23 protein-coding genes are annotated in these 25,403 nt (G+C 58.6%); 15 read left to right on the top strand and 8 right to left on the bottom strand.

Features of this window, described 5'->3' with window-relative positions:
• Positions 1 to 239 precede the first annotated feature (239 nt).
• Positions 240 to 1,904 carry an energy-dependent translational throttle protein EttA gene (ettA, locus tag CKW20_RS27420; RefSeq protein WP_095055685.1) on the top strand — a complete coding sequence of 555 codons (1,665 nt, stop codon included), beginning with the start codon at positions 240 to 242 and terminating at the stop codon, positions 1,902 to 1,904.
• Positions 1,905 to 2,041: 137 nt separating this feature from the next.
• Here the strand turns inward: ettA and CKW20_RS27425 are convergent, their stop codons facing one another.
• From CKW20_RS27425 to CKW20_RS27440, 3 genes are all read right to left on the bottom strand, one after another.
• Positions 2,042 to 2,536 (bottom strand): GreA/GreB family elongation factor, encoded by a 495-nt coding sequence (locus CKW20_RS27425; RefSeq protein WP_095055686.1) that lies wholly within the window; start codon positions 2,534 to 2,536, stop codon positions 2,042 to 2,044.
• Positions 2,537 to 2,866: 330 nt separating this feature from the next.
• Positions 2,867 to 4,720 (bottom strand): DUF4105 domain-containing protein, encoded by a 1,854-nt coding sequence (locus CKW20_RS27435; RefSeq protein ID WP_095055687.1) that lies wholly within the window; start codon positions 4,718 to 4,720, stop codon positions 2,867 to 2,869.
• A 234-nt stretch (positions 4,721 to 4,954) separates the two neighbouring features.
• Positions 4,955 to 5,443 (bottom strand): DUF3015 domain-containing protein, encoded by a 489-nt coding sequence (locus CKW20_RS27440; protein WP_007901840.1) that lies wholly within the window; start codon positions 5,441 to 5,443, stop codon positions 4,955 to 4,957.
• A 276-nt stretch (positions 5,444 to 5,719) separates the two neighbouring features.
• Here CKW20_RS27440 and CKW20_RS27445 point away from each other — a divergent pair, with 276 nt between their 5' ends.
• Both CKW20_RS27445 and CKW20_RS27450 read left to right on the top strand, forming a co-directional pair.
• Entirely contained in the window at positions 5,720 to 8,158 is a 2,439-nt protein-coding gene (locus CKW20_RS27445) for a Lon protease family protein (RefSeq protein WP_095055688.1), read from the top strand.
• Positions 8,159 to 8,486: 328 nt separating this feature from the next.
• Entirely contained in the window at positions 8,487 to 8,828 is a 342-nt protein-coding gene (locus CKW20_RS27450; RefSeq protein ID WP_030129466.1) for a hypothetical protein, read from the top strand.
• 5 nt (positions 8,829 to 8,833) lie between these two features.
• On the opposite strand, the gene CKW20_RS27455 is transcribed toward CKW20_RS27450, so the two are convergent.
• Positions 8,834 to 10,663 carry a hypothetical protein gene (locus CKW20_RS27455; protein WP_095055689.1) on the bottom strand — a complete coding sequence of 610 codons (1,830 nt, stop codon included), beginning with the start codon at positions 10,661 to 10,663 and terminating at the stop codon, positions 8,834 to 8,836.
• A gap of 160 nt (positions 10,664 to 10,823) precedes the next feature.
• Between CKW20_RS27455 and CKW20_RS27460 the strand changes: the two genes are divergently transcribed.
• From CKW20_RS27460 to CKW20_RS27470, 3 genes are all read left to right on the top strand, one after another.
• Positions 10,824 to 11,312 (top strand): TIGR00645 family protein, encoded by a 489-nt coding sequence (locus CKW20_RS27460; protein ID WP_007901849.1) that lies wholly within the window; start codon positions 10,824 to 10,826, stop codon positions 11,310 to 11,312.
• 207 nt (positions 11,313 to 11,519) lie between these two features.
• Positions 11,520 to 11,816 carry a DUF6482 family protein gene (locus CKW20_RS27465; protein WP_095055690.1) on the top strand — a complete coding sequence of 99 codons (297 nt, stop codon included), beginning with the start codon at positions 11,520 to 11,522 and terminating at the stop codon, positions 11,814 to 11,816.
• 128 nt (positions 11,817 to 11,944) lie between these two features.
• Positions 11,945 to 12,562, top strand: a complete 618-nt coding sequence (locus CKW20_RS27470; RefSeq protein ID WP_007901858.1) for an FKBP-type peptidyl-prolyl cis-trans isomerase — start codon at positions 11,945 to 11,947, stop codon at positions 12,560 to 12,562.
• Positions 12,563 to 12,687: 125 nt separating this feature from the next.
• Here CKW20_RS27470 and CKW20_RS27475 read toward each other — a convergent pair whose 3' ends face one another.
• The 3 genes from CKW20_RS27475 to CKW20_RS27485 form a co-directional block, all read right to left on the bottom strand.
• Positions 12,688 to 12,945: a hypothetical protein gene (locus tag CKW20_RS27475; RefSeq protein ID WP_095055691.1), complete on the bottom strand. Its 258-nt coding sequence runs from the start codon at positions 12,943 to 12,945 to the stop codon at positions 12,688 to 12,690.
• Between the two features lie 206 nt (positions 12,946 to 13,151).
• Positions 13,152 to 13,493, bottom strand: coding sequence for a zinc ribbon domain-containing protein YjdM (locus tag CKW20_RS27480; RefSeq protein ID WP_095055692.1), 342 nt, complete (start codon positions 13,491 to 13,493; stop codon positions 13,152 to 13,154).
• A 196-nt stretch (positions 13,494 to 13,689) separates the two neighbouring features.
• A complete protein-coding gene (locus CKW20_RS27485; RefSeq protein ID WP_095055693.1) occupies positions 13,690 to 14,658 on the bottom strand; it encodes a polyprenyl synthetase family protein in 969 nt (322 codons plus the stop codon).
• Between the two features lie 240 nt (positions 14,659 to 14,898).
• Between CKW20_RS27485 and rplU the strand changes: the two genes are divergently transcribed.
• The 5 genes from rplU to CKW20_RS27510 all read left to right on the top strand — a co-directional run bounded on the left by rplU (position 14,899) and on the right by CKW20_RS27510 (position 18,660).
• Positions 14,899 to 15,213, top strand: coding sequence for a 50S ribosomal protein L21 (rplU, locus tag CKW20_RS27490; protein ID WP_003176051.1), 315 nt, complete (start codon positions 14,899 to 14,901; stop codon positions 15,211 to 15,213).
• A 35-nt stretch (positions 15,214 to 15,248) separates the two neighbouring features.
• On the top strand, positions 15,249 to 15,524 hold the full coding sequence (gene rpmA / locus CKW20_RS27495) for a 50S ribosomal protein L27 (RefSeq protein ID WP_007901871.1): 276 nt from the start codon (positions 15,249 to 15,251) through the stop codon (positions 15,522 to 15,524).
• Between the two features lie 193 nt (positions 15,525 to 15,717).
• Entirely contained in the window at positions 15,718 to 16,941 is a 1,224-nt protein-coding gene (cgtA, locus tag CKW20_RS27500; protein WP_095055694.1) for an Obg family GTPase CgtA, read from the top strand.
• A 123-nt stretch (positions 16,942 to 17,064) separates the two neighbouring features.
• Positions 17,065 to 18,183, top strand: coding sequence for a glutamate 5-kinase (gene proB / locus CKW20_RS27505; RefSeq protein ID WP_095055695.1), 1,119 nt, complete (start codon positions 17,065 to 17,067; stop codon positions 18,181 to 18,183).
• Between the two features lie 12 nt (positions 18,184 to 18,195).
• Positions 18,196 to 18,660, top strand: a complete 465-nt coding sequence (locus tag CKW20_RS27510; RefSeq protein WP_095055696.1) for a CreA family protein — start codon at positions 18,196 to 18,198, stop codon at positions 18,658 to 18,660.
• 121 nt (positions 18,661 to 18,781) lie between these two features.
• Here the strand turns inward: CKW20_RS27510 and rpsT are convergent, their stop codons facing one another.
• Positions 18,782 to 19,060, bottom strand: a complete 279-nt coding sequence (rpsT, locus tag CKW20_RS27515) for a 30S ribosomal protein S20 (protein WP_007901883.1) — start codon at positions 19,058 to 19,060, stop codon at positions 18,782 to 18,784.
• A 387-nt stretch (positions 19,061 to 19,447) separates the two neighbouring features.
• On the opposite strand from rpsT, the gene murJ reads away from it, so the two are divergent.
• The 4 genes from murJ to lspA all read left to right on the top strand — a co-directional run bounded on the left by murJ (position 19,448) and on the right by lspA (position 25,403).
• On the top strand, positions 19,448 to 20,986 hold the full coding sequence (gene murJ / locus CKW20_RS27525) for a murein biosynthesis integral membrane protein MurJ (RefSeq protein ID WP_095055697.1): 1,539 nt from the start codon (positions 19,448 to 19,450) through the stop codon (positions 20,984 to 20,986).
• A gap of 129 nt (positions 20,987 to 21,115) precedes the next feature.
• Positions 21,116 to 22,066, top strand: coding sequence for a bifunctional riboflavin kinase/FAD synthetase (gene ribF / locus CKW20_RS27530; protein ID WP_176466969.1), 951 nt, complete (start codon positions 21,116 to 21,118; stop codon positions 22,064 to 22,066).
• Positions 22,067 to 24,898, top strand: coding sequence for an isoleucine--tRNA ligase (gene ileS, locus CKW20_RS27535; protein ID WP_095055699.1), 2,832 nt, complete (start codon positions 22,067 to 22,069; stop codon positions 24,896 to 24,898).
• A complete protein-coding gene (gene lspA, locus CKW20_RS27540; RefSeq protein ID WP_007901890.1) occupies positions 24,891 to 25,403 on the top strand; it encodes a signal peptidase II in 513 nt (170 codons plus the stop codon). Before ileS ends, lspA begins: the two co-directional genes overlap by 8 nt.

Here is a 25,403-nt window from a genome sequence, read left to right on the forward strand (position 1 = left end):
CCGGACGCCCAAAGGGCGGCTAGCATGCCTTGAGTTGTGGCGAAGTGCCAGCCCCCGCTCGGCTGGACTGCCTTCTATCAATCAGGTAGCTTTGCCGGTTACGCGGGAGCGTTCCAGCTCCTAAACTCAGGCTTTTTCCGCGCGCCGGTATTGAGATTAATCAATCGCTTGCACTGCGCATGGCCTGGCCCGGGCTTCGCCCGCGCTTTAATTCATCAGTCACTGACCCTAGGTTCTCCATGGCTCAATACGTCTTCACCATGCATCGGCTGGGCAAAGTTGTTCCGCCGAAGCGGGAAATCCTGAAAAACATTTCGCTGTCGTTCTTCCCCGGCGCCAAGATCGGCGTACTCGGCCTCAACGGTTCGGGTAAGTCCACGCTGCTGAAAATCATGGCCGGCGTCGATACCGAGTTCGACGGTGAAGCCCGTCCGATGCCGGACCTGAACATTGGCTACCTGCCACAGGAACCGATCCTGGACCCGACCAAGACCGTTCGTGAAGTGGTCGAGGAAGCGGTCAGCGTGATCAAGGACGCCCAGGCGCGCCTGGACGAGGTCTATGCGGCCTACGCCGAGCCGGATGCCGATTTCGACAAACTGGCAGCCGAACAGGCCAAGCTCGAAGCCATCCTGCAAGCCAGCGACGGTCACAACCTGGATCGCCAACTGGAAGTCGCCGCTGATGCGCTGCGTCTGCCAGCGTGGGATGCCAAGGTCGAATTCCTGTCCGGTGGTGAAAAGCGTCGTGTGGCCCTGTGCCGCCTGCTGCTGTCCGCACCGGACATGCTGCTGCTCGACGAACCGACCAACCACCTGGACGCCGATTCCGTCGCCTGGCTGGAGCACTTCCTGCACGATTTCCCGGGCACCGTGGTTGCGATCACGCACGACCGTTACTTCCTGGACAACGTCGCCGGCTGGATCCTCGAACTCGACCGCGGCGCCGGTATCCCCTACGAGGGCAACTATTCGGGTTGGCTCGAAGCCAAGTCCGACCGTCTGGCGGCCGAATCCAAGCAGCAGTCGGCTCACGAAAAGGCCATGAAGGAAGAGTTGGAGTGGGTGCGCAAAGGCGCCAAAGCCCGCCAGTCCAAATCCAAGGCTCGTCTGCAACGCTTCGAAGAAATGCAATCGCAGGAATTCCAGAAGCGCAGCGAAACCAACGAGATCTACATCCCGGCCGGTCCGCGCCTGGGCGACAAGGTCATCGAGTTCAAGAACGTATCGAAGGGTTATGGCGATCGCGTGCTGATCGACAACCTGTCGTTCTCCATGCCTAAAGGCGCCATCGTTGGCGTGATCGGCGGTAACGGTGCCGGTAAATCGACCCTGTTCCGTATGCTGATGGGCAAGGAAACGCCGGATTCGGGCTCCATCGAAGTCGGCGAAACCGTGCAACTGGCGTGCGTCGATCAGAACCGTGAAGACCTGGATGGCAGCAAGACTGTGTTCCAGCAGATCTCCGACGGTTCCGATCAGATTCGCATCGGCAACTACGAAATCCCGTCGCGCACCTACGTGGGTCGCTTCAACTTCAAGGGTGGCGATCAGCAGAAGTTCGTCAAGGACCTGTCCGGTGGTGAGCGTGGTCGCTTGCACCTGGCCCTGACCCTGAAAGAGGGCGGCAACGTCCTGCTGCTCGACGAACCGTCCAACGACCTCGACGTTGAAACCCTGCGCTCCCTGGAAGAAGCCCTGCTGGACTTCCCGGGCGCCGCCATTGTGATCTCCCACGATCGGTGGTTCCTTGACCGCGTCGCGACTCACATCCTGGCGTATGAAGACGACTCGCAAGCCGTGTTCTTCGAAGGCAACTACACCGAGTACGAAGCCGATCGCAAGAAACGCCTCGGCGAAGCGGCTTCCCAGCCGCACCGGGTACGGCACAAGAAACTGGCCTGATTTCAGGTTGGTTGGATAAAAAACGGAGCCTTCGGGGCTCCGTTTTTTATGGGCGTTCAGTAAGGCCGTGGTGCGGCCTTCGCGGGCAAGCCTCGCTCCTACAGGGGGCGGTGCTGCCCGCGAAGGCGTCATCGAATTCACCCGATTTCTATGGTCAACACCTCAATCACCAAATCCCCCGCCGGCCGTTTCCACAACACTTCATCGCCTACTTGCGCCCCGAGCAACGCTCGCCCCAGCGGCGAACTCCAATTGATCAAGCCATGGGCGGCATCCGCCTGGTCTTCTCCGACCAATTGCACGCGTTGCTGATGATCGTGTTCGTCGGCAAAGGTCACCCAGTTGCCGATCTGCACTTTCTCGGCCGAGGAGGCCAGCGCGACCACTTGAGCGCTTTGCAGGCGATGTTTGAAGTAGCGCCAGTCGCGATCGAGGTCGGCCTGGCGCTGCTTATCGGCCAGTTCGCCTTTGGCGCTTTCCTGATCAAGCAGTTTTTGCAGCTCGGCGACTTTCGCCTGAAGCTGCTCCAGCCCGGCGGGCGTGACGTAATTGGGCTGCGCGCTGACCTGCCGTTCGACTGGCAGATCGGCTTGCTCGGCAGCGTTATCTTCATTGACGAAGGCACGGCTCATGCTGTTCTCCCGTTATAGGATTTGGGCCATGGTCACAGGCTTTAAGTTTCGACGAATGTCTGTAAACGACTTATTGCGAGCGATAGGCTCGCGCGGCGTCCCGGTCTTTCTCTTGTCGCCAGGTCCGTTCGCGCTCGTCCCAATGGCCTGGCACTGACGCAAGCCATTAGCCGAGCCGGTCTATAAGAGAAGTCTAGAAGTAGATTCGTCGCTGGGGAGTGAAAGAAAGGGCAAAAGATCGCAGCCTTCGGCAGCTCCTACAAAAAGCGCGGTTACATGTGATCCTGTAGGAGCTGCCGAAGGCTGCGATCTTTTGCGGTTAAGCAACGATCAATAGTGATACCACTTCACCTCAAGCATCACTTCGTTTTCGGGCGAAGCCAGGTGGCTGAATTCGCGTTGGGCAGTCAGGCGTACACCCAGATTTCGCGACAGTTCCCACTGCTGATTCAGGCTCACACTCCGGCGCACCTCGCCATTGGTGAAGTAATCGCCCTTGGCTTCCAGGCTGAAGTTACCCAGCGGGTTTTTCCATAGCAAGCCGCTGTTAAAGCCCGCCGCCGGGGCAATGAAGGCCGCGAAGTCGTTGTTATGCTCAACACGCACGGTGCCCAAGGCGAAACCGAGCATATCCTCACCCAGTTGCCAGGTCCCGCCGCCGCCACCGTTGACATGGCTGACCAGGGTTTCGTCATCATGCTTGCCCGGTACGCGCTCAAGGCCACCAGTGACTTGCCACGACAGCGGCTGCAACAATTGATTGCGAGGCGTTAGCGAGCGGATGGTCGCCAGATCCAGTTGCTGTAACTGCCAGTCATTGCCTTCGTATTGACGCAGCTTCATCTGCAGAATTTCGATTTGTGCGCCGAGAGGGAAGCTTTCCATATTGTCATTGAGATCGTGATAGGCCATGCGCAGGCCATATTCTCCGAATGCCTTGTCGCCGCGGGTGCCGATGCCGGCCTGCCAAGTGCGGGATTCATGACCATTCTCGGGCAAGCCGGGCTGCGCAATGTCCAGTTCCGGGGGCGGGTTTTGGTTGATTGCGCGCAGCAATTCGAAACTGCGTTGGGCCCGTTGCGGGTCACGCTCCTGACCATTGGCACGATAACGCTCCAGGCGATAAGCCGCATCGATGATCAACGCCTGACGGTCGCGAGGTCGGGCCTTGAACGCCGGGGCCTGCAATTGCTTCTGATCGGCGCTGACTTTCAGCACCCAATCCTGTTCTTCAGAAGTTAACGGCTCGGCACGGCTTAGCAGTTCACGCTCGCGGGACGGTCGATACTCGATCGATTCCACCAGCCCGGCTTCTTTCACCGCTTTGACCGTGTCAGTGGGGATGGCCGTCAACGGGAACTGCTCGGTCAAATGCAGGTTTGGCCGCGCCACTTGCAGCAGTTCAAGCAGACGGTAGGAGCAGTTTTCGTCGAAGAAAAAGTAGTCGAACTGGATCTGCTTGAGTTCCCAGACATGCTCGACCATGCGCTCGGTTTCCTGCTGGGTCAGGTTCAGGCGGTATTCCCACAGGTCGCGGTTCTCCAGGCTGCGGTATTCCGAGAGTTTTTCCTGATACGGCACCAGCGCGAACAACCCGGGATAGCCGCCCATCAAGCCTTTCCAGGCGTACAGAAGGCTGTTGTCCGAACCTTCGATGTAGGCGCCGAAGTTGATCGCATAACTGAGCAGCGAGGTCTTGTCGCTCTGCACATTGGCCTGATCGATGCGCAGCAGGGTGTGGCCGAACATTGACGACGGGCTGTTCAGGTAGGCCGCCGGGAAAATCATCACCGCGCTGTGGGGCGAAACGTCCTTGAACCATTGCTTGAACTCAGCACAGTCCGGCATCGGCAGATCGCTCAGCTCAAGTTGCGCCTTGAGCCAGCGGGTGCGGGCCGGATAGACGCATTGGGCATGCTGCTCGCCGGCACTGGCCGGGGCATACAGTGCCTGCACGGTCGCCGCCAGTTCGCGGTCGGGATGTTCGTTGCCATCGGGGGCGAGAAAGAACTTTTTGTCGCTGACATAGCTACGCCAGCCACCGAGCTTGGCGGTTTCGTAATGCCCCAGGGAAATCCAGAAGGGGTCGTTGGCCAGTTGCTGCAAACGTTGATTGTCGATGTGTGGCGCGGCGGACAGCGGGGCGCAAAAACAGAGCGCCAGCCAGGCAAGGCGTTTGAGCATAGTGAGCAACTTAAGCCGAAAGAAACAAAGACCCCGCGTGGCGGGTGCCGTATGACTGTAGGAGCTGGCTTGCCAGCGAAGGTTTCAAAGGCGCTGTGTTTATCCAGTAAACACGCCTTATCGTTAACGACCATCGCTGGCAAGCCAGCTCCTGCAATCAGCAACATTACCCAAAAAGGGGCGGGTCAAAAAAAACAAAACCCGCTTCTCGGAAGAAGCGGGGTGCGTTCGAGCTTAAGCTTGAGTAGCGTACTTGGCCAGACGAGGGTCGCTTTTCAGCACGGCCAGGGTGTTGGTATGCACGTCATCAGCGGTCACGTCAGCTTTGCTGAAAATTTGCTGGAAATGTTGATGAGTCACAGCGGCGAAGTGCGCACGGTCTTCCGGCGCCACGCCCAGTACCACGGCGTAAGTGGTCAGCGCTTCGCCCTGACCTTTGGCCATGTCTTCGGACAGCTCGTTCATCATGCCATTCATGGCGATCCAGGATTTGCCGCCGTAGGTCAGCGACGCATTGGTCGAGCAACCGTTGGTACCGGAGGTCATACCGAACGTTGCGTTACCGGAAGTGCCGTTGGTGGTGGATGCCAGGAAGTGTGCCGGGGTGCCACGCTGACCTTCGAACAGCATGTTGCCCCAACCGCAATCCGGACCGCCTGGCGCCTGAGCCATGGCGTTGATGGATACAGCGGTGAAGAGAGTACCGAGAAGAATCCGTTTCATAGCTATGTTCTCTTTGTGTGCATTCCAATGGACAGGGGGCTGGCTTCTGAGAACGCCAGTGGGCCGGTTATTGTTTCCAGCCGCGCAGTCTGGAGTTTAGGCACGATCCTGGGGTTCCGTTATTTTTTGCGAAACAATCGTTGAAAACCCTGATTTTGACCCGTTCGGCCCGAGGCTGACGCTTTGTCTGAGCTTTGGCTTGAGGCGCGCCTTGCCAGTGAGGTACGGGCAGCGCCAGAATGCCGCTATCTGCCCCGCCTGATGTAAGGAAGCCCGATGCCTGATCCTGTTGCTGCCAGCTTGCGTCTAGCGCCTGAAGCGCTGACCCGTCCGTTTTCCGCTGAACAGTTCAGCTTCTCTACCACCAATGATCTGGAGCCCTTCCGTGGTGTGCTTGGCCAGGAACGTGCGGTCGAAGCCTTGCAGTTCGGTGTGGCCATGCCACGCCCCGGTTACAACGTATTTGTCATGGGCGAACCCGGCACCGGCCGGTTTTCGTTCGTCAAACGCTACCTCAAGGCCGAAGCCAAACGCCTGCAGACCCCGGCGGACTGGGTCTACGTCAATAATTTCGATGAACCTCGCGAACCTCGCGCCCTGGAATTGCCGTCGGGCACCGCCGGAGCTTTCATCGGTGACATCAACGGTTTGATCGATAACCTGCTGGCGACCTTTCCGGCCGTGTTCGAGCACCCGTCCTATCAGCAGAAGAAAAGCGCCATCGACCGCGCTTTTAACCAGCGCTACGACCGTGCCCTTGATGTGATCGAGCGACTGGCGCTGGAGAAAGAGGTTGCGCTTTACCGCGACAGCAGCAACATTGCCTTCACCCCGATGAGCGAAGGCAAGGCACTGGATGAGGCTGAATTCGCCCAGTTGCCGGAAGCCGAGCGCGAACGCTTTCATGACGACATTTCCGGGCTGGAGGAGCGGCTGAACGAAGAACTCGCCAGCCTGCCGCAATGGAAGCGCGAGTCGAGCAATCAACTGCGTCAGCTCAATGAAGAAACCATCACCCTGGCCTTGCAGCCATTGCTCGCGCCGCTGTCGGAAAAGTACGCGGAAAACGCAGGCGTTTGCGGTTACCTGCAAGCGATGCAGGTGCACCTGCTCAAGACGGTGGTCGAGCAACTGGTGGATGACAGCAAGACAGACGCCATCGCCCGTAAAATGCTCGAAGAGCAATACGCCCCGAGCCTGGTGGTCGGTCATCCGTTCAGCGGCGGTGCGCCAGTGGTGTTCGAGCCGCACCCGACTTACGAAAACTTGTTCGGCCGCATCGAGTACACCACCGATCAGGGCGCGCTCTACACCACGTATCGGCAGTTGCGACCGGGTGCGCTGCACCGGGCCAACGGCGGTTTCCTGATCCTCGAAGCGGAAAAAATGCTCAGCGAGCCTTTTGTCTGGGATGCGCTCAAGCGCGCCCTGCAATCGCGCAAGCTGAAAATGGAATCGCCGCTCGGCGAGATGGGCCGCTTCGCCACCGTAACCCTGACACCGCAGCACATTCCATTGCAGGTCAAAGTCGTCATCATCGGCGCCCGGCAGCTGTATTACACGTTGCAAGACCTCGATCCGGACTTCCAGGAGATGTTCCGTGTCCTGGTGGATTTCGATGAAGACATCCCAATGGTCGACGAAAGCCTGGAGCAGTTCGCCCAGTTGCTCAAAACCCGTACGTCCGAGGAAGGCATGGCGCCGCTGACCGCCGATGCGGTGGCGCGTCTGGCGACTTACAGCGCGCGTCTGGCCGAGCATCAGGGGCGTTTGTCGGCGCGTATCGGCGATCTGTTCCAACTGGTCAGCGAGGCGGATTTCATTCGTGACCTTGCGGGCGACGACATGACCGACGCCGGGCATATCGAGCGTGCGCTCAAGGCCAAGGCCACCCGCACCGGGCGCGTTTCGGCGCGGATTCTCGATGACATGCTGGCGGGGATCATTCTGATCGACACCAATGGAGCAGCTGTCGGAAAGTGCAACGGGCTGACAGTGCTGGAAGTCGGCGATTCGGCCTTCGGGATACCGGCGCGGATTTCCGCCACGGTTTATCCGGGCGGCAGCGGCATTGTCGACATCGAGCGTGAGGTTAACCTCGGCCAGCCGATTCACTCCAAAGGCGTGATGATCCTCACGGGTTATCTCGGCAGCCGTTATGCCCAGGAATTCCCGCTGGCGATTTCCGCGAGCATTGCCCTGGAGCAGTCCTACGGTTATGTCGACGGTGACAGCGCTTCCCTGGGTGAGGCGTGCACGCTGATCTCGGCCTTGTCGAAAACTCCGCTCAAGCAATGCTTTGCAATTACCGGTTCGATCAACCAGTTCGGTGAAGTGCAAGCGGTGGGCGGGGTCAACGAGAAGATCGAAGGTTTCTTCCGACTCTGCGAAGCTCGCGGTCTGACCGGTGAGCAAGGGGCGATTATTCCCCAGGCCAACGTTGCTACGCTAATGCTCGACGAGAAGGTGCTGGCGGCGGTGCGCGCGGGACAGTTCCATGTCTACGCGGTGCGCCAGGCCGATGAAGCCCTGAGCCTGTTGGTCGGCGAGCCGGCTGGTGCGCCGGATGAGAATGGCGAATTCCCTGAAGGCAGCGTCAACGCGCGAGTGGTGGAACGCTTGCGGGTGATCGCGGAAATGATCAGCGACGAAGATCTCAAAGAGGCCGAAAAAGAGTTGGCGCAGGAAGCAATGCTGGAAATCAAACCGGCTTGAGTTGTCTGCAAAAAGAAGCAAGCCCCCTGTGACGAGGGGGCTCGCCCCCGTTCGGCTGCGAAGCAGTCGTAAAATCGGTTGATACGGTCTTTCTGATAAACCGCTCCAGCCGCTTTCGGGGCCGCTTCGCGGCCCAACGGGGGCAAGCCCCCTCGCCACAAATATGGCGTCAATATTCGCGCGGTGACCACTCGGCACCTTCTGGTCTCGGTTCGCGTGCGAGCCAGACTTTTCTTCTATTATCTGCTCAAGGATATCGACAGTAATCACTGGATCGAGACAGCCTTCCCGTGGAGGCTGAATACCGGATCTACCGAGGGTCGCCGCCATGTCGCGCAACCTCTGCCTCACCCGTCAATGCCTGGGCCTTGTGACCCGTATCGAATGTGCGATCCGCCCGCTGGCGGGAGATACGGGCATGTGGACCTTGCTCTTCGCCGCCGGTATGGCCGGCGAGCAACCCTCCGCCATCAAGGCCCAAGGCCCGTTCCGTGGGCCGGTCGTGGCTGAATCGATCCTCGATACCATCGTTGAAAGTCTGACCTTGCATGGTTATGAATTGGCCGATGACCCACAGATCTGGTGCCTGCATCTGCAAGCCCAATTGCGAGAGATCAACGGTGGTCGTTACCACAACCTTAGCGGTCCCGAGTTTCGGCCCGAGCGCTGAACAGGTTATCGATCAAGGTTGCCTGGCTCAGCCTTGTCGAGTTTGACCTCGAAACCATATTGCACGGTGGTGAGGTGGGTGCGCTGATAAGATTCCAGACGTGTGGGCTGGCCATAGAAGTAATGCACTGCAAATAATGCCGGGCCTTGCGTGCTCGCGTCGTGAGTGACTGAAAGAATCTCCTTCAAGTAGTTGCCACTGTCGTCCTTGGCGAAAAAACGCCAGTCCTGCGCGGGAAACAACGTCAAATCCACCACCAACGCATTCCCTTTGAGCTCAAGGCCTTTGGGCAATTGGCGGGTGTCGTACGTTTGCTGGTCGACAGTCGCGAGGAACTGGGGCATGGAGCCCACGGCATAAGCCGGCGTTTCCGGAAACAGGTTCAGATCATAGGTGATGTCGCCGCGTATCGGATCGACCTGATACGCCTCCGGCGGCAACTCGATCGGTCCATCGCGCTGGCCATTGCGGTCTTGGGTAAAGAACGTCACCGGGCTTTCGCCGGGATTGAAAGAGGTGCCGAGCAGTTCGTCATTGAAGCTTCTGGGGTGATCGAATGCGATGCGCGCGGCACTCGGGTCATCCACCGACTGACTGATGCTGATGCTGTTTTTCAGTTGTTCCTCGCTCAGCGTTGCACCTTTGAGCCAGGTCGCGGCCTGGTCGTCATACACCACCACCGGCAAGGTCAGTGGCTGGATGGTTTTCTGCGTGGTGTGAGGGTCGAAGCGCCGTATCGGCAGGTTCAGGTCCTTATGGGTCACCGTGACCGCCGAGAAGTCCAGCAGGCTGACTTCGAGGGTATCGATGGGCCCATTGAAGTACACCTTGGTGTAATGCCGGGTGTGTTGCTTTTCAAACGCACGCTGCTTGTCGTCGAGCTGTTTTTCGAGCGCCTCGCTCCAGGCCTTCTGCTGTTGCAAATACACCAGTTGTTTTTGATAGAACGCAATTTGTTCGGCGGTTTCGTTGATCGCACCTGAGCGAGAGATGAATTGTCCTGTGGCGTCCCGGGCCTGAACGATCAACGGGTTGAGCGGTATGTCGCGGACCTCGGGGGCCAGCGGCGCGCTATTGCTGAACTCCATTTCGGCATAGTTATTGGTCAGATTCAGCAGGGTGACACTGACGTTGTCGTGGGTGCGAGTCTGGCCAACGTCCTTTTTCGTCAGGTCGAAGCTGTAGAGTTGGCGCGGGGCGATGACTTCCACCTTGCCTTGCAGGCTCACCGGTTGTGGCTGGTTTTTCTTATCCACATCCAGGCCTTCGATGAAGGGGTAGGTCACCGTCAAATCATCGGGGTTGGTCAGGTTGGAGCTCGACGGGCTCAGCTGAATGCCGGGATCGGTTTCCGACCATTCCGGCTGAAACGCGATGATGCGCTTGTTGCTCAGGGTCACCGATTGCCATTCCAGGCCATGAGGAAAAACGAATGCACCCGGGATGCTGAAGTTGAAGGGAAATACCGGCTGCAGGTCGGTCAGGTAATCCGAGCTGGATTCCTTGTGGAGCACGAACAGGCCGTTGATGTAGGTTTCGACGAGCACCTGGGGTGTGGGGTAGTGCTTAAGCGCGGCGAGGGCGTCTTCGCCGTATTCGGTGACCACTGGTTTGGTATCGAGTTTGAGTTGCGCGCGTTCGAGCAGCAGTAGTGAACTGCCAAGCTCGGCCACGGCATCCTTGAGTTTCGGATCTTCGATGGTCTCCAGGGAGTGTTCGAACTGCGCGGTCTTTTCTTCGAGGTTGACCTGGCGTTTCTCATCGCTGGGTGAACAACCACCGAGCAGCAACGTGAGGCAAAGTCCGGCACTCGTTAAAGGCAATCGCACATCCATTTCCAGTCTTCCTGTCCGACGTCGCTGACCTGTCAATAATCTGGACACTAGCAGAAAAATTTTGTCACACACACGCAGGTTGCGGATTTTTCGGCGGTTTCTGGGTGTAACAGGTGGCTGTTATACTCGCCGCCATTTCCAGCCCCTTGTGTGAGATTCAATGGAACGCTTTATCGAAAATGCAATGTACGCCTCCCGCTGGTTACTGGCGCCGATCTATTTCGGTTTGTCCCTGGGCTTGCTGGCGTTGGCACTGAAATTCTTCCAGGAAGTCTTCCACGTCATTCCTAACGTGTTCTCGATGGCCGAGTCGGATCTGATTCTAGTGCTGCTGTCGCTGATCGATATGGCGCTGGTGGGCGGTCTGCTGGTGATGGTGATGATCTCCGGTTACGAGAACTTCGTTTCCCAGCTGGATATCGACGACAGCAAGGAAAAGCTCAACTGGCTGGGCACCATGGATTCCTCTTCGCTGAAGATGAAGGTTGCGGCTTCCATCGTGGCAATTTCGTCGATCCACCTGCTACGGATTTTCATGGACGCCAAGAACGTCGATCCCGAGCATTTGAAATGGTATGTGGTCATTCACATGACTTTTGTGGTGTCGGCGTTCGCCATGGGTTATCTGGACAAGCTGACCAAGCACTGATCTGCACAGTCCCTGTAGGAGCGAGGCTTGCCCGCGAAGGCAGCGTAACAGACAACACTTATGTCGACTGACACGACCTCTTCGCGGGCAAGCCTCGCTCCTACAAGGGGTGTGAAACAGACGGGCGGTGTCGCTTGCGGCTTGTACTTTGGCGCGTCGAGGCATTCCATGTAGGGATCCTGGCTCGCCACAGCGTGAGGTGCGCTCATGAACCTGCAAGAACTGAATGCGTTTGCCATCGCCGGAAAGATCGATGAGCTGAACCTGATCTCGGTAGACGGCGTGAGCTACGTGCTGGAGGCTCGGATGCATGGCGCGGCCTATCCATTGCGCGATGCCCACGGCGAGATACAGCATCTGCGCTCGGTCGAGCATGCGCGTGACCTGCTTCATGCCTTTCCCAAGCTGTCGTTCAACGTTGTGCATGCTTCAGTACATGACGAAATGTGCGGTGCCAGCACCGAGGAAAGCCTGAAAGTACCGATCACCTTCCGTTCTGCGTGACAGCGCTGACGCCGCTCAAACGTGGCGGCATCTGTGCTAGTCTGCTCGCCCTTTTGATTCCGGGCGCTCCGGGATGCGCTGTGCACGCACGGCAAGTTCCAGGGCCGTCCGCATAGCGGAGCAGTGTCATGTCCGAAGTAAATCTGTCCACCGACGAAACCCGCGTCAGCTACGGCATTGGCCGTCAGCTGGGCGACCAGCTGCGTGACAATCCGCCACCGGGCGTAAGCCTGGACGCAATCCTGGCTGGCCTGACCGACGCATTCGCCGGCAAGCCAAGCCGTGTGGGTCAGGAAGAAATGTCCGCCAGCTTCAAGGTGATCCGTGAAATCATGCAAGCCGAAGCCGCAGCCAAGGCTGAAGCCGCTGCTGGCGAAGGCCTGGCTTTCCTGGCTGAAAACGCCAAGCGCGAAGGCATCACCACCCTGGCTTCCGGTCTGCAATTCGAAGTGCTGACTCAAGGTGAAGGCGCCAAGCCAACCCGTGAAGATCAAGTGCGCACTCACTACCACGGCACCCTGATCGACGGCACTGTGTTCGACAGCTCCTACGATCGTGGTCAGCCTGCAGAATTCCCGGTGGGCGGCGTCATCGCCGGCTGGACCGAAGCCCTGCAACTGATGAACGCCGGCAGCAAATGGCGTCTGTACGTGCCGAGCGAACTGGCTTACGGCGCTCAAGGCGTTGGCAGCATTCCGCCGCACAGCGTACTGGTATTCGACGTCGAACTGCTCGACGTTCTGTGATCCCGTGATCCCGTGATCCTGTAGGAGCGAGGCTTGCCCGCGAAGGCATCAACTCGGTTTCAAGCTCAAACCGAGTTGCCTGCTTCGCGAGCAAGCTTCGCTCCTACAGAGATTTGCAGTGTTACTCATATTTCGATCTTGTGATGCAGCTCATTCGTCGGGCGCAACGCCCGGGCATAGCAGAACAAAAACAGATTGCGTACCAGCTCCTTGAGCACCACCGGCTCGCTGGAACTCAAGCCGTTGACGTCCAGATCACCCTGATCCTGCAACTCGTTCAAGGCTTCTTCTTCAAGCACTGCACAGACTTCCCCGGTTTCCCGATGCAGGATTCTGAGGTAGGGGTGTGGGCGGTCCAGCCAGGCATCGATCAAATAAGTCATGGGTCTCATCTCCATTGATGGGTTTCAATGAGAATAATTCTTATTCGTCAAATAGCAAGGGCCTATTGGTGCTTTGTGTTTTTTTCCGGGTAAAGGGTGCGTAAGGTCAAAACGACTGGCGTTTGGCTATTGCGCAGGAGTGCTGGGTGGTGCGGGGAAGGGCGAAGCGCCATCCCACGCCGGGCGCGGGATGGAATACAGCAGATTCAGACTTTTCTGACGAACTCGGATTTGAGTTTCATCGGGCCGATGCCATCGATCTTGCAGTCGATGTCGTGGTCGCCATCGCACAGGCGGATGTTCTTGACCTTGGTGCCGACCTTGACCACCAGCGACGTGCCTTTGACCTTGAGGTCCTTGATCACGGTGATGGTATCGCCGTCCTGCAGGACATTGCCGACCGAATCCTTTTTCACAGTGTCATCGGAGGCCACTTCGGTTTCGCCGCTGGCGGACCACTCGTGGGCGCACTCCGGGCAGATCAGCTGTGCGCCGTCTTCATAGGTGTATTCGGAATTGCATTTCGGGCAGGGTGGCAACGTGCTCACTAAGGCTCCTTGGATTCAGGATGGCTAAAAAGCGCACATTATATAGGGTTTATACGGGGGAGGGGGGGCGACACATGATTTTGTAGGAGCGAGCGGTTCGGCGATCCGACTTGCCCGCGAATGCGGTGTGTCAGTCACATTGGTGTCGACTGGTAGATCGCATTCGCGGGCAAGCCTCGCTCCTACAGGGCGCGTGTTAGTGCGTACGGGCAACCGCAAACTCGCTCAATTCCACCAATGCGTCGCGGTATTCGCTGGCGGGCAGGGCGTCGAGGCACTTGATCGCACGGGCCACGTAATCGCGGGCCAGTTGCGCGGTGTAATCCAGCGAGCCGGAAGCTTCAACAGCTTCGCGAATGCTTTCCAGGTCTTCAATGCCGCCTTTCTGGATTGCCTGACGAACCAGTGTAGCCTGCTCCGGAGTGCCTTCGCGCATGGTGTAGATCAGCGGCAGAGTCGGCTTGCCTTCGGCCAGATCATCACCAACGTTCTTGCCCAGGGTCTCGGCGTCGCCACGGTAGTCCAGCAGGTCGTCGACCAATTGGAAGGCCACCCCCAGATGATCGCCGAAGGTGCGCAGCGCTTCGCTCTGTTCCGGCGAGGCACCAGCCAGGGCCGCTGCACTGTGGGTCGAGGCTTCGAAGAGCATCGCGGTTTTGCCGCGGATGACTTCCATGTAGGTTTCTTCAGTGGTGCTGGCGTCACGGACCTTCGACAGCTGCAACACTTCGCCTTCAGCGATGATGCGCGTGGCTTGCGAAAGGATTTTCATCACCGGCATGGAGCCCAGTTCGACCATCATTTCGAAGGAGCGCGAATACAGGAAGTCGCCCACCAGCACGCTCGGAGCGTTGCCCCACATGGCGTTGGCGGTCGAACGGCCACGGCGCATGCCGGACATGTCGACGACGTCGTCGTGCAGCAGGGTGGCGGTGTGCAGGAACTCGATGGTCGCGGCCAGCAGGCGCAGGTCATCGCCTTCGCGGCCGAGCGCCTTGCCGCACAGCAGCACGAGCAACGGACGCAGGCGTTTACCGCCGGCCGAGGTAATGTAGTCGCCGATTTTCGATACCAGCGGCACTCGGGAAGTCAGCTGTTTCTTGATGATGCCGTCGACGGCGCTAAAATCGTCCGCCACCGCGCGGTAGAAAGCTTGGGGTTGCATCAGCGACAGTTGCTCCAGAAGGGTTGCGCGGCATGCTAGGACCCACGTCCGGGCCTGTCAAGGCACGATGGACGACCACTTGCATCGCCTTGGCAGCTTGCGTACAATCGCGCACCCTGAACTTCCTGGGCAGCACCTGCCTTACGCAATTGCAAACAGGCCTTCCAGCCTTATGCAGCCATGCCAGCCAATACCTCTTCTTATAAAGAGCTGGGTGAGCAGGATTATCGGAGAAATACCATGTCTTATGCAGTAATCGTTACTGGTGGCAAGCAGTACAAAGTTGCTCCAGGTGAATACCTGAAGATCGAAAAACTGGAAATCGCTACCGGCGAATCCGTTACTTTTGATCGCGTTCTGTTGGTTGCCAATGGCGACGACGTGAATATCGGCGCTCCAGTTGTTGCTGGCGCTACCGTTGTGGCTGAAGTGATCTCCCAAGGTCGTCACGATAAAGTCCGCATCATCAAGTTCCGTCGCCGTAAGCACCACATGAAGCGTATGGGCCACCGCCAGTGGTACACCGAGATCAAAATCACCGGTATTCAGGCTTAATTTCAGCCTAATTCCTCACTAGGAGAATTGAACTCATGGCACACAAAAAAGCTGGTGGTAGTACCCGTAACGGTCGCGACTCAGAAGCCAAGCGCCTTGGCGTGAAGATGTATGGCGGCCAGGTTATCATTCCGGGCAACATCATCGTGCGTCAGCGCGGCACCCAATTCCACGCTGGCTACGGCGTTGGCATGGGCAAAGATCACACTCTGTTCGCTAAAATCGACGGCGTGATCAAGTTCGAAGTAAAAGGCGCCTTCGGTCGTCGTTACGTAAGCATTGTTCCGAAGACTGACGTCGTCGCGGCATAATTACGTAGTTGCTGGAAAAGCCCTGTCTTGCGACGGGGCTTTTTCGTTTGTGGGGTGAGTCTCTTGCAAAGCTGTTTGTGATGGGCTCCAGCGCTGTATTGGCGGTCGTTGATTGAGGTCGCTGCGCTCATTTTTGCAAGAGTCTTATGTCTAGGTTTTTTCGGCTCGTCCGTATGGCGAGAGGCGTTTTGTTATGAAGTTTGTTGATGAAGTATCGATTCGAGTAAAGGCCGGCGACGGCGGCAACGGTTGCATGAGCTTCCGTCGCGAAAAATTCATTGAAAACGGCGGCCCGAACGGCGGTGATGGTGGTGATGGCGGCTCGGTCTACATGATCGCCGACGAAAACCTGAACACCCTGGTGGACTACCGTTACACCCGGCACTTCGATGCCGAGCGCGGTTCCAACGGCGGCAGCACTGACTGCACTGGTAAAAAGGGTGAAGAGCTGGTGCTGCGCGTTCCGGTCGGCACCACGGTGATTGACTCCGCCACTCAGGAAGTGATCGGCGACCTGACCAAGGCCGGTCAGAAACTGCTGGTGGCTCACGGTGGCTGGCACGGTCTGGGCAACACCCGATTCAAATCCAGTACCAACCGCGCACCACGCCAGACTACCCCGGGCAAGCCAGGCGAGCAGCGCGACCTGAAGCTGGAAATGAAAGTGCTGGCGGACGTTGGTCTGCTCGGTTTGCCGAACGCCGGCAAAAGTACCTTCATTCGTTCGGTATCGGCCGCCAAGCCGAAAGTTGCCGACTATCCGTTCACCACTCTGGTGCCGAACCTGGGTGTAGTCAGCGTCGATCGCTGGAAGAGCTTCGTGGTGGCGGACATTCCGGGTCTGATCGAAGGCGCTTCCGATGGTGCGGGGCTGGGGATTCGTTTCCTCAAGCACTTGTCGCGTACCCGTCTGCTGCTGCACCTCGTCGACATGGCGCCGCTGGATGACACCAGTGCTCCGGATGCCGCTGAAGTAATCGTCAGCGAGCTGGCCAAGTTCAGCCCGTCCCTGGCTGAGCGTGATCGCTGGCTGGTGCTGAACAAGTGCGACCAGATCCTTGAAGAAGAGCACGACGCTCGCGTCAAGGAAATCGTTGATCGTCTGGAGTGGACCGGTCCGGTCTACGTGATCTCCGCTATCGCCAAGCAAGGCACTGAGCGTCTGTGTCATGACATCATGCGTTACCTGGAAGATCGTGCCGATCGTCTGGCTAACGACCCTGTCTACAAAGGGGAGCTGGCCGAGCTCGATCAGCGCATCGAAGATGAGGCTCGTGCCCAGTTGCAGGCGCTGGACGATCAGCGTGCCCTGCGTCGCAGTGGTGTGAAGTCGGTCCATGACATCGGTGATGACGATTGGGATGAAGAAGATGTGGATGACGAAGACGGTCCGGAAATCATTTACGTGCGTGACTGATTCGTTGCGATAAACTTAAGCGCCGCTCACCAGAGCGGCGTTTTAGTATCTGGAAATCGGTAGTCACGAATAACGTTACGGGCAGCGCTGGGTCGCGCTGTCCTCAAGCTAAGGTTGAAGATGATGCGGAGCAAGGTGACAGGTGCGCAGCGTTGGGTCGTGAAGATCGGCAGCGCTTTGCTGACGGCGGACGGCAAAGGCCTGGATCGCGCGGCAATGGGTGTCTGGGTCGAGCAGATGGTTGCCCTGCACGAGGCGGGTGTTGAGCTGGTGCTGGTGTCCTCCGGGGCGGTGGCGGCGGGGATGAGTCGCCTGGGCTGGACCGCGCGACCCAGTGCGATGCACGAGTTGCAGGCGGCTGCTGCCATCGGTCAGATGGGCCTGGTGCAGGCCTGGGAGTCGAGCTTCGCCGAGCATGGTCGGCATACCGCACAAATTCTCCTGACGCACGACGATTTGTCTGACCGCAAGCGCTACCTGAATGCTCGCAGTACGCTGCGTGCGTTGGTCGAGCTTAAAGTGATTCCGGTGATCAACGAGAACGACACCGTGGTCACTGACGAAATCCGTTTCGGCGACAACGACACGTTGGCGGCGCTGGTGGCGAACCTGGTCGAAGCTGATTTGCTGGTGATCCTCACCGATCGCGACGGTATGTTCGACGCCGATCCGCGCAACAACCCCGACGCCAAGCTGATTTACGAGGCGCGTGCCGATGATCCGGCGCTGGATGCGGTGGCTGGCAGCACGGGCGGTGCGCTGGGTCGTGGCGGCATGCAGACCAAGTTGCGCGCTGCGCGTCTGGCGGCGCGTTCCGGTGCGCACACCATCATTGTCGGTGGGCGCATTGAGCGGGTGCTGGATCGTCTCAAGGCTGGTGAGCGCATCGGCACTTTGTTGTCGCCTGAGCGTGGCATGCTGGCGGCGCGCAAGCAGTGGCTGGCCGGGCATCTGCAAACCCGCGGCACGCTGGTGCTGGATGCAGGGGCGGTGACGGCGTTGTCCCAAGGCAACAAAAGTTTGTTGCCAGTGGGTGTCAAGCTGGTCCAAGGCAGTTTCCGTCGTGGCGAAATGGTGGTCTGCGTGGCGCCGGACGGTCGTGAAATCGCCCGCGGCCTGGCCAACTACAGTGCTCTGGAAGCACAAAAAATCATCGGTCAGTCGTCTGAGGCGATTGTCGGTCTGCTGGGTTACATGGCAGAGCCGGAGTTGGTTCACCGCGATAACCTGATTCTGGTCTGAAGGAATACCTGAATGCGTGTGGCAAAAGGATTATTGGGCTTGTTGTTAGCGATGCCGCTACTGGCCTCGGCCGATGAAATTGGTCAGGTGTCGACGGTGTTCAAGTTTGTCGGCCCCAACGACCGCATCGTTGTCGAGGCGTTTGATGATCCGAAGGTGGATGGCGTGACCTGCTACCTGTCGCGCGCCAAGACTGGCGGCGTAAAGGGTGGGTTGGGTCTGGCTGAGGATCGCGCTGAGGCATCTATAGCGTGTCGTCAGGTCGGGCCGATCAACTTCAAGGGTGAGCTCAAGGATGGCGAGGAGGTGTTTAAGGAGCGCACGTCCTTGGTGTTCAAGACCATGCAGGTGGTGCGATTCCTCGACAAGAAGCGTAATACGCTGGTGTATCTGGTCTACAGCGATCGTTTGATCGAGGGCAGTCCGCAGAATGCGGTGACGGCGATTCCGATTCTGCCGTGGACGCACGCTCAGTAATCTGACGCAAGTCGAAGTGTGGGGGCGAGCAGGATAGCTCCCACATTTTTTGCGGTGTATTTGATAAATCGCAGGCAATAAAAAACCGACCCTGAGGTCGGTTTTTTAATGAGCGTGTCGCTTAGGCAGCAGCGGCAACGTTCAGGGCCTTTACGTGGCCATTCAGGCGGCTCTTATGACGAGCAGCTTTGTTCTTGTGGATGATGCCTTTATCGGCCATGCGGTCGATAACTGGCACAGCCAGAACGTAAGCGGCTTGAGCTTTAGCAGCGTCTTTTGCGTCGATGGCTTTAACTACATTCTTGATGTAGGTACGAACCATGGAACGCAGGCTGGCGTTGTGGCTGCGACGCTTCTCAGCCTGTTTTGCACGTTTTTTGGCGGAAGGTGTGTTGGCCACCGTCGAGCTCCTCGAAAGACTTTTTAGGAAATAGCAAACAAAATAGGCCGCGAATCATGCCGATGAGTTGATGTCTTGTCAAGGGCGGGAGAAACGTTCCGCTAAGTGGCCGGTTCCGACCCCATGAAAACTACTGCGCTCGGCAATACAGCGTTGAAAGCAGGCTCGAAATGCTCATTGACTAAAGTCAACTCCGCTTCCTCGCCTGCTTTCGCCTTGTCTTGCCTTCGCTCGCTACGTTTTCAAGGGGACGGTGAGCTGGATATTTCTTTCCGGCGTGCGACCTGTAAACTCGCGAGCTTTGGCTCTGTGCTGTTGCGGCGCGGAGTATCGCATAAGTGGGCGCGTTGTTCGCCTGCTGTTTATCGACAGGCAAAAACTCTTTCAATGAATCTGCTCAAATCGTTGGCCGCTGTCAGCTCTATCACGATGCTTTCCCGGGTGTTGGGGTTTGTTCGCGACACTCTTGTCGCACGTGCATTTGGTGCGGGAATGGCGACCGATGCCTTCTTTATCGCCTTCAAATTGCCCAATCTGCTGCGGCGGATCTTCGCCGAAGGGGCTTTTTCCCAGGCCTTCGTGCCAATTCTTGCCGAATACAAAAGCCAGAAGGGCGAGGAGGCGACGCGAACTTTTATCGCCTATGTCTCGGGCTTGCTGACGCTGGTGCTGGCGCTGGTCACCGCGTTGGGCATACTTGCCGCGCCTTTGGTCATCTGGGCCACGGCACCGGGTTTTGTCACTACCCCGGAAAAATTCGAGCTGACCACCGATCTGTTGCGGGTCACTTTTCCTTATATATTGCTGATCTCCCTGTCTTCATTGGCCGGAGCGGTCCTCAACACTTGGAACCGCTTCTCGGTGCCGGCCTTCGTACCGACCCTGCTCAATGTCAGCATGATCATCTTTGCGGTGTTCCTGACGCCGTATTTCGATCCGCCGGTAATGGCGCTGGGCTGGGCCGTTCTGGTGGGCGGTCTGGCGCAGTTGCTGTTTCAGCTGCCGCACCTGAAAAAGATCGGCATGCTGGTGCTGCCGCGCCTGAATCTGCGCGATAGCGGCGTCTGGCGGGTCATGAAACAGATGCTGCCAGCGATCATCGGCGTTTCGGTAAGCCAGATTTCGCTGATCATCAACACCATATTTGCCTCGTTCCTGGTGGCGGGTTCCGTGTCCTGGATGTATTACGCCGATCGCCTGATGGAATTGCCATCCGGCGTGCTGGGTGTGGCTCTGGGCACGATTCTGCTGCCGACGCTGGCCAGGACCTATGCCAGCCAGGATCGCCACGAATACTCGCGGATCCTCGATTGGGGACTGCGCCTGTGCTTCATGCTGGTGCTGCCGTGCGCCCTGGCGCTGGGGATTCTGGCTGAGCCGCTGACGGTTTCGCTGTTCCAGTACGGTCAGTTCAGCGCTTTCGATGCGGCCATGACTCAACGCGCATTGATTGCTTATTCCGTCGGCTTGCTGGGGATTATCGTGATCAAAGTGCTGGCGCCGGGCTTTTATGCGCAACAAAACATCCGCACGCCGGTAAAAATCGCAATTTTCACCTTGATCGTCACCCAGCTGTTCAACCTGGTCCTGATCGGTCCGCTGGCTCATGCCGGTCTGGCCTTGGCCATCAGTGCTGGCGCCTGCCTCAATGCCGGGCTGTTGTTCTATCAACTGCGCAAGCAGCAGATGTATCAGCCGCAACCGGGCTGGGCAAAGTTCGGGCTCAAATTGCTGGTGGCGGTGGCGGTGATGTCCGCGGTATTGCTGGGCGCAATGCACTTCATGCCAGCTTGGGGGGAAGGGCATATGCTGGAGCGTTTGCTGCGTCTGGGCGCATTGGTGATCGCTGGCGTGGTGGTCTACTTCGGCATGTTGCTGTTGATGGGCTTCCGTTTGCGCGACTTCAATCGCAAGGCCTTGAACTGAGGCTTTTGTCTCGATAAACACGGGCGGGCCGGCGGTTTTGTCGGCTCGATCACTTTGGGTTACGGTGTTGCCTGTCGTCGGCCGCCGGGTGTGGTTATAATCGACCACTTTATGAGCAAGAAGCGCGTTATGCAGCTGGTTCGAGGCCTCCACAACCTGCGCCCCCAGCATCGGGGCTGTGTCGCCACTATTGGCAACTTTGACGGTGTTCACCGTGGTCACCAGGCTATCCTGGCCCGGCTGCGTGAGCGTGCGCTCGAGTTGGGTGTACCCAGCTGCGTGGTGATTTTTGAGCCGCAGCCGCGAGAGTTCTTCGCCCCGGACACCGCCCCGGCCCGTCTGGCCCGCCTGCGGGACAAGCTGCAGTTGCTGGCCGAACAAGGTGTCGACCGGGTGCTGTGCCTGGCGTTCAATCAGCGCCTGAGCAAACTCAGCGCCAGCGAATTCGTCGATACTATTCTGGTGGACGGCCTCGGCGTGCAGCATCTGGAAGTCGGTGACGATTTCCGTTTCGGCTGCGACCGGCTAGGGGATTTCGATTTCCTGCAACAGGCCGGCGTCCTTCAGGGGTTTACCGTCGAAGCGGCGCAAACCGTCGAGCTGGATGGCATTCGTGTCAGCAGCACCCAGGTGCGTAATGCCCTGGCCGCTGCCGATTTTGCCTTGGCCGAGCGGCTGCTCGGTCATCCGTACCGGATTGCCGGGCGGGTGCTGCACGGCCAGAAGCTGGCGCGCCAGTTGGGTACGCCCACGGCCAACGTGCAGCTCAAGCGTCGTCGTGTGCCGCTGAGCGGGGTTTACCTGGTCAACGTCGACATCGACGGCAAGACCTGGCCAGGCGTCGCCAATATCGGCGTGCGGCCAACGGTCGAAGGGGATGGCAAAGCCCACCTCGAAGTACACCTTTTAGATTTTGCCGGCGATCTGTATGACCGGCGTTTGACGGTGGTTTTCCACCACAAGCTGCGTGAAGAGCAGCGTTTCGCCTCTCTGGAGGCGCTTAAGACGGCGATCAATGCGGATGTCGCCGCCGCCCGTGCCCTGTCGCACCTAGCGCCAATCGCTAATGAAGAGCCTTAAATGACCGACTATAAAGCCACGCTAAACCTTCCGGACACCGCCTTCCCAATGAAGGCCGGCCTGCCTCAGCGCGAACCGCAGATTCTGCAGCGCTGGGACAGCATTGGCCTGTACGGTAAGTTGCGCGAGATTGGCAAGGATCGTCCGAAGTTCGTGCTTCACGACGGTCCTCCGTACGCCAACGGCACGATTCACATCGGTCATGCACTGAACAAGATTCTCAAGGACATGATCATCCGCTCGAAAACCCTGTCGGGTTTCGACGCGCCTTATGTGCCGGGCTGGGACTGCCACGGTCTGCCGATCGAGCACAAAGTCGAAGTGACCCACGGCAAGAACCTGGGCGCGGACAAAACCCGCGAACTGTGCCGTGCCTACGCCACCGAGCAAATCGAAGGCCAGAAGTCCGAATTCATTCGTCTGGGCGTGTTGGGCGACTTCGCCAACCCGTACAAGACCATGGACTTCAAAAACGAGGCCGGTGAAATCCGTGCCCTGGCGGAAATCGTCAAGGGTGGCTTCGTGTTCAAAGGCCTGAAGCCTGTGAACTGGTGCTTTGACTGCGGTTCGGCCCTGGCTGAAGCGGAAGTCGAGTACGAGAACAAAAAATCCGCGACCATCGACGTGGCGTTCCCGATCGCCGACGAAGCCAAGCTGGCCACCGCGTTCGGTCTGCCATCGCTGGGCAAACCCGCCTCGATCGTGATCTGGACTACCACCCCGTGGACCATCCCGGCCAACCAGGCGCTGAACGTTCACCCAGAGTTCAACTACGCCCTGGTCGACGTCGGCGACAAACTGCTGGTGCTGGCTGAAGAGCTGGTCGAGTCGTGCCTGGAGCGTTACTCGCTTCAGGGTTCGGTAATCGCCACTGCCACCGGTTCGGCGCTGGAACTGATCAACTTCCGCCACCCGTTCTACGATCGTCTGTCGCCGGTTTACCTGGCCGACTACGTCGAACTGGGCGCCGGTACCGGCGTGGTTCACTCCGCCCCGGCTTACGGCGTGGACGACTTCGTGACCTGCAAGAAATATGGCATGGTCAACGATGACATCCTCAACCCGGTGCAAAGCAACGGCGTCTACGCGACATCGCTGGAGTTCTTCGGCGGCCAGTTCATCTGGAAAGCCAACCCGGCTATCGTCGACAAGCTGACCGAAGTCGGCGCGCTGCTGCATACCACCATCATCGAACACAGCTACATGCACTGCTGGCGTCACAAGACCCCGCTGATCTACCGCGCCACCGCGCAGTGGTTCATCGGCATGGACAAAGAGCCTGCGACCGGCGAAACCCTGCGCAAGCGGGCGATCAAAGCCATTGAAGACACGAAGTTCGTTCCGGTCTGGGGCCAGGCGCGTCTGCACTCGATGATCGCCAACCGTCCTGACTGGTGCATCTCCCGTCAGCGTAACTGGGGCGTGCCGATCCCGTTTTTCCTGAACAAGGAAAGCGGCGAACTGCACCCACGCACCGTCGAGCTGATGGAAATCGTCGCCCAGCGCGTCGAAGTCGAAGGCATCGAAGCCTGGTTCAAGATGGACGCCGCCGAGTTGCTCGGTGAAGAAGCGCCGCTGTATGACAAGATCAGCGACACCCTGGACGTCTGGTTCGACTCGGGCACCACGCACTGGCACGTCCTGCGCGGTTCGCACTCGATGGGCCACGAGACCGGTCCACGCGCCGACCTGTATCTGGAAGGCTCGGACCAACACCGCGGCTGGTTCCATTCGTCGTTGCTGACTGGTTGCGCCATCGACGACCACGCCCCGTACCGCGAGCTGCTGACCCACGGTTTCACCGTCGACGAATCCGGTCGCAAAATGTCCAAGTCTTTGGGCAACGTGATCGCACCGCAGAAGGTCAATGACACCTTGGGCGCCGATATCATGCGTCTGTGGGTCGCATCTACCGATTACTCCGGTGAAATGGCGGTTTCCGAGCAGATCCTGCAACGCAGTGCGGACGCCTACCGGCGTATCCGTAACACTGCGCGCTTCCTGCTTTCCAACCTGACCGGTTTCAACCCGGCCACCGACCTCCTGCCGGCCGAAGAAATGCTGGCGCTGGACCGTTGGGCCGTGGATCGCACCCTGCTGCTGCAACGTGAGCTGCAAGAGCACTACGGCGAATACCGCTTCTGGAACGTCTACTCCAAGATCCACAACTTCTGCGTGCAGGAGCTGGGCGGTTTCTACCTCGACATCATCAAGGACCGTCAGTACACCACTGGCGCCAACAGCAAGGCCCGTCGTTCGGCGCAAACCGCGCTGTACCACATCAGCGAAGCGCTGGTGCGCTGGATCGCGCCGATCCTGGCATTTACCGCCGACGAGCTGTGGCAGTACCTGCCGGGCGAGCGTAACGAGTCCGTGATGCTCAACACCTGGTACGAAGGCCTGACCGAATTGCCGGAAGGTTTCGAACTGGACCGCGCCTACTGGGAGCGGATCATGGCGGTGAAGGTGGCGGTCAACAAGGAAATGGAAATCCAGCGTGCGGCGAAGGCCGTCGGTGGCAACCTGCAAGCCGAAGTGACGCTGTTCGCCGAAGACGCGCTGAGCGCCGACCTGGCCAGGCTGAGCAACGAACTGCGCTTCGTGTTGATTACCTCGACCGCCACCGTTGCACCGTTCGTGCAGGCTCCGGCCGACGCGGTGGTCACCGAAGTCGGTGGCCTGAAACTCAAAGTGGTCAAATCGAGCCATGCCAAGTGCGCCCGTTGCTGGCACTGCCGTGAAGACGTCGGCGTGAACCCGGAGCATCCGGAAATCTGCGGTCGTTGCGTCGACAACATCAGCGGCGCTGGTGAGGTTCGTCACTATGCCTAACGCCGTTGGCCGTTTCGGACGACTGAGCTGGCTCTGGTTGAGTTTGCTGGTCCTGGTCATCGACCAGGCCAGCAAGTTCTACTTCGAAGGCTCGCTGAGCATGTACCAGCAAATCGTGGTGATTCCCGATTACTTCAGCTGGACCCTGGCCTACAACACCGGCGCGGCGTTCAGTTTCCTGGCGGACAGCTCGGGCTGGCAGCGCTGGCTGTTCGCTCTGATCGCGGTGGTGGTCAGTGCGGTGCTGGTGGTCTGGCTCAAGCGCCTGGGGCGCAACGAAACCTGGCTGGCAGTCGCCTTGGCGCTGGTGCTGGGTGGCGCGCTGGGTAACCTGTACGACCGCATTGCCCTGGGCCATGTGATCGATTTCATTCTGGTGCATTGGCAGAACCGCTGGTATTTCCCGGCGTTCAACTTTGCCGACAGCGCAATTTCTGTCGGTGCTGTGATGCTTGCACTGGATATGTTCAAAAGTAAAAAGACCGGAGAAACCGTTCATGACTGA

It is taken from the genome of Pseudomonas sp. Irchel s3b2 (genome assembly GCF_900187445.1).
Classification (GTDB): Bacteria; Pseudomonadota; Gammaproteobacteria; order Pseudomonadales; family Pseudomonadaceae; genus Aquipseudomonas.

Coding starts and splice junctions, on each gene's coding strand:
- ettA (WP_095055685.1), top strand. CDS start 240: ATGGCTCAATACGTCTTCACCATGCATCGGCTGGGCAAAGTTGTTCCG.
- CKW20_RS27425 (WP_095055686.1), bottom strand. CDS start 2,536: ATGAGCCGTGCCTTCGTCAATGAAGATAACGCTGCCGAGCAAGCCGAT.
- CKW20_RS27435 (WP_095055687.1), bottom strand. CDS start 4,720: ATGCTCAAACGCCTTGCCTGGCTGGCGCTCTGTTTTTGCGCCCCGCTG.
- CKW20_RS27440 (WP_007901840.1), bottom strand. CDS start 5,443: ATGAAACGGATTCTTCTCGGTACTCTCTTCACCGCTGTATCCATCAAC.
- CKW20_RS27445 (WP_095055688.1), top strand. CDS start 5,720: ATGCCTGATCCTGTTGCTGCCAGCTTGCGTCTAGCGCCTGAAGCGCTG.
- CKW20_RS27450 (WP_030129466.1), top strand. CDS start 8,487: ATGTCGCGCAACCTCTGCCTCACCCGTCAATGCCTGGGCCTTGTGACC.
- CKW20_RS27455 (WP_095055689.1), bottom strand. CDS start 10,663: ATGGATGTGCGATTGCCTTTAACGAGTGCCGGACTTTGCCTCACGTTG.
- CKW20_RS27460 (WP_007901849.1), top strand. CDS start 10,824: ATGGAACGCTTTATCGAAAATGCAATGTACGCCTCCCGCTGGTTACTG.
- CKW20_RS27465 (WP_095055690.1), top strand. CDS start 11,520: ATGAACCTGCAAGAACTGAATGCGTTTGCCATCGCCGGAAAGATCGAT.
- CKW20_RS27470 (WP_007901858.1), top strand. CDS start 11,945: ATGTCCGAAGTAAATCTGTCCACCGACGAAACCCGCGTCAGCTACGGC.
- CKW20_RS27475 (WP_095055691.1), bottom strand. CDS start 12,945: ATGACTTATTTGATCGATGCCTGGCTGGACCGCCCACACCCCTACCTC.
- CKW20_RS27485 (WP_095055693.1), bottom strand. CDS start 14,658: ATGCAACCCCAAGCTTTCTACCGCGCGGTGGCGGACGATTTTAGCGCC.
- rplU (WP_003176051.1), top strand. CDS start 14,899: ATGTCTTATGCAGTAATCGTTACTGGTGGCAAGCAGTACAAAGTTGCT.
- rpmA (WP_007901871.1), top strand. CDS start 15,249: ATGGCACACAAAAAAGCTGGTGGTAGTACCCGTAACGGTCGCGACTCA.
- cgtA (WP_095055694.1), top strand. CDS start 15,718: ATGAAGTTTGTTGATGAAGTATCGATTCGAGTAAAGGCCGGCGACGGC.
- proB (WP_095055695.1), top strand. CDS start 17,065: ATGCGGAGCAAGGTGACAGGTGCGCAGCGTTGGGTCGTGAAGATCGGC.
- CKW20_RS27510 (WP_095055696.1), top strand. CDS start 18,196: ATGCGTGTGGCAAAAGGATTATTGGGCTTGTTGTTAGCGATGCCGCTA.
- murJ (WP_095055697.1), top strand. CDS start 19,448: ATGAATCTGCTCAAATCGTTGGCCGCTGTCAGCTCTATCACGATGCTT.
- ribF (WP_176466969.1), top strand. CDS start 21,116: ATGCAGCTGGTTCGAGGCCTCCACAACCTGCGCCCCCAGCATCGGGGC.
- ileS (WP_095055699.1), top strand. CDS start 22,067: ATGACCGACTATAAAGCCACGCTAAACCTTCCGGACACCGCCTTCCCA.
- lspA (WP_007901890.1), top strand. CDS start 24,891: ATGCCTAACGCCGTTGGCCGTTTCGGACGACTGAGCTGGCTCTGGTTG.